This window comes from Tistrella mobilis (genome assembly GCF_039634785.1).
In the GTDB taxonomy this organism is placed as follows: Bacteria; Pseudomonadota; Alphaproteobacteria; order Tistrellales; family Tistrellaceae; genus Tistrella; species Tistrella mobilis.
On record NZ_JBBIAB010000047.1, the window covers coordinates 1 to 8,157 of the forward strand.

General features: G+C 59.0%; 6 protein-coding genes. All 6 read left to right on the forward strand.

Translation table 11 applies throughout. The features are described from left to right. The first annotated feature begins 473 nt into the window (after positions 1-473). The 6 genes from rfbF to WI697_RS27515 all read left to right on the forward strand — a co-directional run bounded on the left by rfbF (position 474) and on the right by WI697_RS27515 (position 7,848). Positions 474-1,271 carry a glucose-1-phosphate cytidylyltransferase gene (gene rfbF, locus WI697_RS27160; RefSeq protein WP_345960659.1) on the forward strand — a complete coding sequence of 266 codons (798 nt, stop codon included), beginning with the start codon at positions 474-476 and terminating at the stop codon, positions 1,269-1,271. 263 nt (positions 1,272-1,534) lie between these two features. Then, entirely contained in the window at positions 1,535-2,545 is a 1,011-nt protein-coding gene (locus tag WI697_RS27165) for a glycosyltransferase (protein ID WP_345960660.1), read from the forward strand. 47 nt (positions 2,546-2,592) lie between these two features. Then, on the forward strand, positions 2,593-3,270 hold the full coding sequence (locus WI697_RS27170) for an acylneuraminate cytidylyltransferase family protein (protein ID WP_345960661.1): 678 nt from the start codon (positions 2,593-2,595) through the stop codon (positions 3,268-3,270). Positions 3,271-3,385: 115 nt separating this feature from the next. Continuing rightward, complete coding sequence (locus WI697_RS27175) at positions 3,386-5,638, forward strand: N-acetylneuraminate synthase family protein (RefSeq protein WP_345960662.1); 2,253 nt, start codon at positions 3,386-3,388, stop codon at positions 5,636-5,638. Between the two features lie 98 nt (positions 5,639-5,736). Further along, positions 5,737-7,158: a mannose-1-phosphate guanylyltransferase/mannose-6-phosphate isomerase gene (locus tag WI697_RS27180; protein ID WP_345960663.1), complete on the forward strand. Its 1,422-nt coding sequence runs from the start codon at positions 5,737-5,739 to the stop codon at positions 7,156-7,158. A gap of 414 nt (positions 7,159-7,572) precedes the next feature. Next, positions 7,573-7,848, forward strand: a complete 276-nt coding sequence (locus tag WI697_RS27515) for a transposase (RefSeq protein ID WP_385999195.1) — start codon at positions 7,573-7,575, stop codon at positions 7,846-7,848. Positions 7,849-8,157: the final 309 nt, after the last annotated feature.

An 8,157-nucleotide genomic window follows, 5' to 3' on the forward strand; every position in this document is an offset into this window, starting at 1 on the left:
GCAACCAAACCTTACCGAAGATCGACGATGACCACCCCGATTTCGAGGGCGCCTGGGGATGATGCCTCCGGGCGCTTCGCGCCCTGCGCCATCATCCCCAGGCAAACGCTGTTACACCACTCGGCGGGACGTGACCCGGGACACGATCGCATCTGAGGTTCAGATTTTTCGGCGCGGCGAGCGTCTATGCCCTATCACATGCGGCCGTTGTCCATATCTTCTCCAGCTTTCCCGCCTTGCTGCGGCATAGCCTGCGCGCAGAATATCCTCTTTCTACGGTGGCGAACGGCAAACATTTCGTAATATCAAAGGGATCCTGTCCTTACGTGGGAGCAGGTTACTTGTGAAGGCGCGTCTGGCATGGTATACGGAATGTGCACAATCGGCGTTAACGACCGCAAAAGCTAATCGCTCCAGCACGTCAACTGGAAGATGTAGCGGCGCGGCTTAAAAGAGGCAGTACGATCGGTATCATGAATCCTTCATCTGTTCCTGTTTTTATCCTGTGCGGCGGGCTGGGGACGCGCATCAAGGAAGAGACCGAGTTTCGACCCAAGCCTATGGTTCCGGTTGGTGATAAGCCAATCATCTGGCATATCATGCGGATATACTCTCATTTTGGATTTAAAAAATTTGTGCTCTGTATGGGGTACAAATCGGAAGTGATACGTAACTATTTTCTTAATTTTTATTCTATGAATAGTGACGCCACGGTGAATCTTTCTGATAATAGCGTGACTTATCATCACATAAGCCACGACTGTAATTGGGAGGTTACTTTGGCCTATACTGGCGAAAAGACAATGACCGGCGCTCGTGTGGCGATGGCGTTTGATCGGTACATTGGAAATGCAGAGACATTTGCGGTCACATACGGCGACGGGGTGACGGACGCGAATCTTGCGTCTGAGTTGGCCTTCCACAAAGCCCACGGAGGCATTGGAACGGTCCTCGGCGTGAATCCTCCATCTCGTTTCGGTGAATTTCGCATGGAAGACAACCGTCTTCAGGCTTTTTCGGAGAAGCCGGAAATTCTGAACGCCTGGATCAACGGAGGTTTTTTCTTTTTTAATCGCAATTTCAGGGAATATTTGTCAATTGATCCCTCGCTGGTCCTTGAGCAGTCACCGTTGTCAAAGTTGGCGGAAGATGGCGGCTTGCATGTTTATAAGCATCCGGGCTTTTGGCAGTGTATGGATACCCAACGGGATCGCGAACATCTGACGGCACTGTGGGAGCAAGGGGAAGCCCCATGGTCTTATGGAGATTAAGACGGGCTATGTGGCTTACCAATTAGGCGACGATGTTGACGTTAGCCGTATGATGACGGCGTGATCGCGCTCGAGGAGATTGCGCAAGAGCTGCTAGATGTAGTGCCAAGGATGCCAGCATTCGGCCTGCGAGTGTTGCGTTCTTGGCCTCTTATCGGGCGGCGTGGACCGCGGTAAGCCTCCTTATGTGCGTGGCATTGTCGACGCATACACCGAACGATGCCCTTGGCTATATGGAAGATGAAGTCTCTCGGGAGTGAATGATGACAGAAATGAGCAGGGATGGTGAGGTGTGCCAAGTCGAAATTGAGAAGACGATCAATGTCTTTATCATAACCTATATGGCCACACACCTTTTGCCCAAATGTTTGCCGAATCTTCTCTCTTCGACCGTGAAAGCGCGCATTATTGTTGTCAATTCATCGTCTAATGACGGGACTGTTGAGATGGCTCAGGAAATGGGAGCCGAAACATTCGTCGTCCCGCGTAAGACTTTCAATCATGCCCTGACCAGGGAGTTGGCCAGACGGACCTTTCCGTCCGACATCGCTGTGATGATTACGCCGGATGCAATACCGACGACGAGTGATCTGATTGAACGGCTAACTGCTCCTATTCGCGAGGGCAAAGCCGCTGCTTCATATGCGCGACAGATACCTCATATCGGTGCGGATTTTTTTGAAGCTTTCCCGCGAGAGTTTAATTATCCGGATGCCTCGGAGATTCGTAGTATTGCGGATCTCCCACGTTATGGGACATATACCTATTATAGCTCTAATTCGTGTTCGGCGTGGGATAACGCTAGTCTCGATGAAATCGGCGGTTTTAAGATTTCTCTAGTCTCAGAGGACTGGATCGCTGTTGCCAAGCTGCTTCGACGTGGCGCTAGTGTGGCATATGTTGCGGATGCTGTAGTGCATCATTCTCACACCTATACTCTGACGCAGGAATTTAAACGAATGTTCGACACTGGTTATGAGTGGTATTGGCAGAGGCATTTGCTTCTCGATGGCACTTCTGCAAATGAGCGCGGTAAGCTGTTTCTGAAAGCAATGCTGTGCCGCTTGAGAAAAGAACGCCCGATGGCGATACCATATGCGATCGTTCAGACTGCGGCCAAATTTATTGGCTTCAAGATGGGGTTAATTGGTCATAGACTGCCATTGTCGTGGGTTAAGTCGCTTAGCAGTCAGGATTTTTACTGGACAAGCGATGCCTTCGGTATGCGAGAGGGAGGTAGTGTCAAGAGGCGTGACGCGAGCTTCACTGGCTAACGGCAGTATTGCGCGGACCAATAATATCGTCTTTATCGGAGACATAAATGGGATCGGTAATTGCGATCATCCCCGCGCGCGGGGGGTCGAAAGGCGTTCCACGCAAGAATGTGCGTCCGGTGGCGGGCAAGCCACTGATTGCACATTCCATCGAGCAGGCGCTGAATTCGGCCCGGGTCGACAGCGTGTGGGTCTCGACCGATGATGATGAGATCGCGGCCGTCTCTGCGCAATACGGCGCGAAGATCGTGCGGCGCCCGGCCGATCTCGCCTCCGACACGGCAAGTTCCGAGGCAGCGCTCCGGCATGCCGTCGACGAGATCGAGGCCCGCGAGGGCAAGGTGGATCTGGTGGTGTTCCTGCAGTGCACCTCTCCCATCCGTGCAGCCGACGACATCGATCGCGCCATCGCCACCCTGGAAGCCGAAGGGGCCGATACGCTTCTGTCGGTCGTTGCCTCGCACCGCTTTCTGTGGCGGCGGGGGCCCGACGGGGCCCAGGCAATCAACTACGACCCGGCCAGCCGCCCGCGGCGTCAGGACATGACGCCGCAATATGTGGAGAACGGCTCGATCTACCTGTTCCCGCCCGAGATGCTGCGAACCCGGAACAACCGCCTCGGCGGCCGGATCGCGCTGCACGAGATGGCGGAAGAGACGGCCTATGAGATCGACAGCGAAGTCGATATGGTCGTGATCGAGACGCTGCTTACGCATTCGCGGTAAGTCGCGCTACCATCAGGATCTATGGGCCGGGCGAGCCCTTGCGAGTTTGACGATCGGGTCCGGCGGCGCGCCATTTCCAGACCGCCGACCCCCAGCTAGAGCCGATCGGACGCCGATGATCATCGAAACCAGGATCGTTCCCTACCTCACCTTCGTCGAGGAGACGATCGCGACCGCGCTTCGCAAGATCAGCGAGAACAAGCACGGCATCGTCTTCGCCGTGTCGGAGGCCGGCCGGCTCGAAGGTGTGCTGACCGACGGCGACTTCCGGCGCTGGGTTGTGGAGCAGCCGACCATCGATCTGGACCGGCCGGTCTCGGAGGCGATGAACCGCAGCTTCCGTGCCCTGCCGCGCGATGCCGCCCCTGATCGGATCACTGCCGAACTTTCCGAGCGGATCACCGCCCTGCCGCTGCTGGACGAGCAGGGCCGGGTGGTGGCGGTTGCCCGGATCGGGGCGGCGGTGGTCCGGATCGGCGACCGCGAGATCGGTCCGGATCATCCGGCCTATGTCATTGCCGAAATCGGCAACAATCATCAGGGCGATCTGGATCTGGCGAAGCGGCTGATCGATCTGGCCGCGGAGTCCGGGGCCGAATGCGCCAAGTTCCAGATGCGGCAGCTCGACCGGCTCTATCGCAATGCCGGCGACAACAACGATGCCAGCGAGGATCTGGGGTCGCAGTATACGCTGGACCTGCTGGCGCGTTTCTCGCTGTCGAATGACGACCTGTTCCGGGCGTTCGATCATGTGCGCGCCCGCGGCATGACCCCGCTCTGCACGCCCTGGGACCATGAGAGCGTGCGGCTGCTCGACGATTATGGGCTCGAGGGCTTCAAGGTTGCCTCGGCCGACATGACCAATCTGGATCTGCTGTCGGCGATGGCGGCGACCGGCAAGCCGCTGATCGTGTCGACCGGCATGTCGACCGATGCCGAGATCAAGCAGTCGGCCGGCGTGCTGCACCGCCTGGGCGCACCCTTCGTCCTGCTGCACTGCAACTCGACCTATCCGGCGCCCTTCAAGGACGTCAACCTGCGCTATATGAAGCGCCTGGCCGAGATCGGCGACTGCGTCGTCGGCTATTCGGGTCATGAGCGCGACATCAACGTCTCGGTCGCCGCGGTGGCGCTGGGCGCCAAGGTCATCGAGAAACACTTCACCATCGACAAGGGCCTGGAAGGCAATGACCACAAGGTCAGCCTGCTGCCCGAGGAATTCCGTCGCATGGTCGACGGCATCCGCCAGGTGGAGGAAGCCATGGGCGAAGGCGGCTCGCGCCAGCTCTCCCAGGGTGAGCTGATGAACCGCGAAACCCTGGCCAAGAGCCTGGTCGCGAAGACCACGCTTGCCATCGGCGCCGTGGTCACCGCCGACATGGTCGACGTCAAGAGCCCGGGCAAGGGCATTCAGCCCAACCGTCTGGCCGAGCTGGTCGGGCGCACGATGCGCCGCGAGGTCAAGGCCGGCGACTTCTTCTACCCCTCGGATCTGGCGGACGGCGTCATCGAGCCGCGGCCCTATGCCTTCTCGCGGCCCTGGGGCGTGCCGGTGCGCTATCACGACTTCCAGCGCCTGCTCGACAAGACCAACCTGTCGCTGGTGGAATTCCACCTCAGCTACAAGGATCTGGAGATCGAGCTGTCGAAATATCTGAGCGGCCGCTATCCGATCGGCTATGTGGTGCACGCACCCGAGCTGTTCGCCCACGACCATACGCTGAACCTCGTCTCCGACGATGCCGAGTATCGGGCGCATTCGGTGAAAGAGATGCAGCGGGTGATCGACGTGACCCGGCGGCTGCGCGAGTATTTCGATCAGCCGACCGATCCGCTCATCGTGACCAATGTGGGCGGTTTCACCACCGATCGCCATCTGCATCCGGCCGAGTGCACCGCCCTCTACGAGCGGCTGTCCGAGACGCTCCGGCTGCTGAGCCGCGACGGGGTCGAGGTGATTCCGCAGACGATGCCGCCCTTCCCCTGGCATTTCGGCGGGCAGAGCTTCCACAATCTGTTCGTCGACGCCGAGACGATCCGGTCGTTCTGCGAGGCAGAGAAGATGCGGATCTGTCTCGACATCTCGCATTCCAAGCTGGCCTGCAACCACTACAAGTGGTCGTTCGAAGCCTTCTGCGAGGCGGTGGCTCCGGTCACGGCGCATATGCATCTGGCGGACAGCAAGGGGGTCGACGGCGAAGGCCTTCAGGTCGGTGACGGCGACATCGATTTCCGCGCCTTCGGGCATGTGATCGACCGGACCCAGCCCGGCGCGAGCTTCATTCCCGAAATCTGGCAGGGCCACAAGAACGACGGCGAGGGCTTCTGGATCGCTCTGGAGCGTCTGGAGAAGGCGTTCGCGGCCTGAGACCGCGGACGTCGCGCGTCTCTCTCCGGAGAACGTGATCCTTCGCCACCCCGCAATCCTGACAGCCGCTCAGCCGACAGCGAAACGAGACCGAATTCATGAGCTCCAGCATCATCACGCCCGTGATCCTGTGCGGCGGCGGCGGAACCCGCCTCTGGCCGCTCTCGCGCAAGGCGCTGCCCAAGCAGTTTCTGGCGCTGGCGGGCAGCGACACCATGCTGCAGGCGACCCTGAAGCGGGTCTCGCCCAAGGCGGGGTTCGGGGCGCCCATTCTGGTGTGTAACGAAGACCATCGTTTCCTGGTCGCCGAACAGGCCCGGGCGGCGGGTATCGAGCCGGCGGCCATTCTGCTGGAACCGGTGGGGCGCAACACTGCGCCGGCGGTCGCCGCGGCGGCGCATGCGGCCCTTGCCCACGACCCCGATGCGCTGATGCTGGTGCTGCCGTCGGATCATATCATCGGCGACACGCCCGCCTTCCGCGAGGCGGTGGCGGCGGCAGCCCGCCGTGCGGTAGCCGGCGATCTCGTCACCTTCGGGGTGAAGCCCACCCGGCCCGAAACCGGCTACGGCTATATTGAGACCGGGACGGCGCTTGACGAGCGGGCCTTCCGCATCAGCCGTTTTCATGAAAAGCCGGCGCGCGAGACGGCGGAGCGCTATCTGGCCGACGGCCGGTTCTTCTGGAACAGCGGCATGTTCCTGTTCCCCGCCCGGGTGGTGCTGGCTGAACTCGAATCTTCGGCTCCGGCCGTGGCCGAGGCTGTGGCCGCCGCCTATGCCGGCCGGTCGTCCGATCTCGATTTCGTCCGGCTGCCGAAGGAGATCTTCGCCAGTGCACCGGATCTGTCGATCGATGTCGGCGTGATGGAAAAGACCGCCCATGGTGCCGTGGTGCCGGCCGATCTCGGCTGGTCGGATGTCGGGGCCTGGGATGCGCTGTGGACGATCGGCGAGCGGGATGCGGACGGCGTGGTCGCAATCGGCGACGTCGTCGCCGAAAACGTCTCCGACAGCTATCTGCGCAGCGAAGGACCGCTGGTCGCGGCCGTCGGTGTCCGTGACCTGATCGTGGTTGCGACCAATGATGCCGTACTGGTGGCCCCCAAGCACGATGCCCAGGCGGTGAAGAGCATTGTCGATCGACTGCGCACGTCTGGGCGATCTGAGGCGGAGACCGGGGCCCTGACTTACCGACCGTGGGGGAGTTATCAGGGGATAGATCTTGGAGAGCGTTTCCAGGTCAAGCGAATTGTGGTGAAACCTGGCCGAAAGTTGTCGCTACAGATGCATCATCATCGTGCAGAACATTGGATTGTCGTAAGTGGCACAGCTGAAGTTACCTGTGATGATCGGAGTTTTCTGCTGACCGAAAATCAGTCGACTTATATACCACAGGGCGCTGTTCACCGTCTTGGCAATCCTGGAAAGATACCGCTGCATCTGATTGAAGTGCAATCTGGCGGTTATCTTGGGGAAGACGATATCGTGCGTATCGCCGACGAATTCGGACGGATATGATGATTTATCAGCATATTATGGCCAGAACTCACCCAACCCCTTGATAATGAGATCATCATGTGATTCCAATGGCCTGTAACCACGACGAACACGATGTCTCGGCTTTTCTGGTCGTCAGATGAACATGGGGCGTAGCTTGAGCCTCGCTTGCCCAAGAACCAGCCGGGCGCCCGGCGGGTGGGTGACTGGCGGGTAACTTTTAGGATCATTCACGTGCTGCGGACCGGGGGCTGATGATGCAACTGTCCAGCGGAATAGAGGCCGTCGACATCCATTTACCACCACTTTCACAGGTGGTCCGGGCGTCGTTTCTGGAGGGGCTGGGTGGTATCCAGAGCCGAGGCAAAATCAGTGGCAATCGGCTCCACCTGTGTGAAAGTCGGCTGTTAGGTACATGGGGAAAGGGGGAGCGAAATCTCAGGTGATCGGCAAGTCGCAGGGCGAGCAGATGACAAAGCCCACTTCCTGACGGATACTCTTGGGCGATCTCATACGCTCGTATGGATGTTTGGAAATGCGTCAGGTATAACTGGAACGGATCTGTTGCTGCTCAGGATGCTGAGAACCCGTTACCTCATCGTGGACAATGGCTATGATTCCGACGGGCGTCGCGCTTCCTTGCGGGACTGCGGTACGATTCCGATGATCTCGGGACGGACCAACCAAAATGGAGAGTGTTGTATGACCTGAAGCGTCATTGCAATCGCCATCTCGTCGAGATCGCGTTTTATCGCCTCAATGACTCCAGGCGTGGCGCGACCCGCTACGACACGCTTGCGGCCAATTCCCTGTCGGCAGTGTCTTTTGGGTTATCATCGTGTTCAAGATGTGATTGAGGCTAAGCTTGGTTATGTGAGAGCCCGTCCGGAAGGTTATTAAATCCGGTGAATCCGTTGTGATTCTCTGCCGCGCCAGAGGAAACGGGAGCGGACAGAATGTGGACGACGGAAACCCGCCGGGTTTATGAACGGCCTGGCCTGAGATATCCGAGCGACCTGA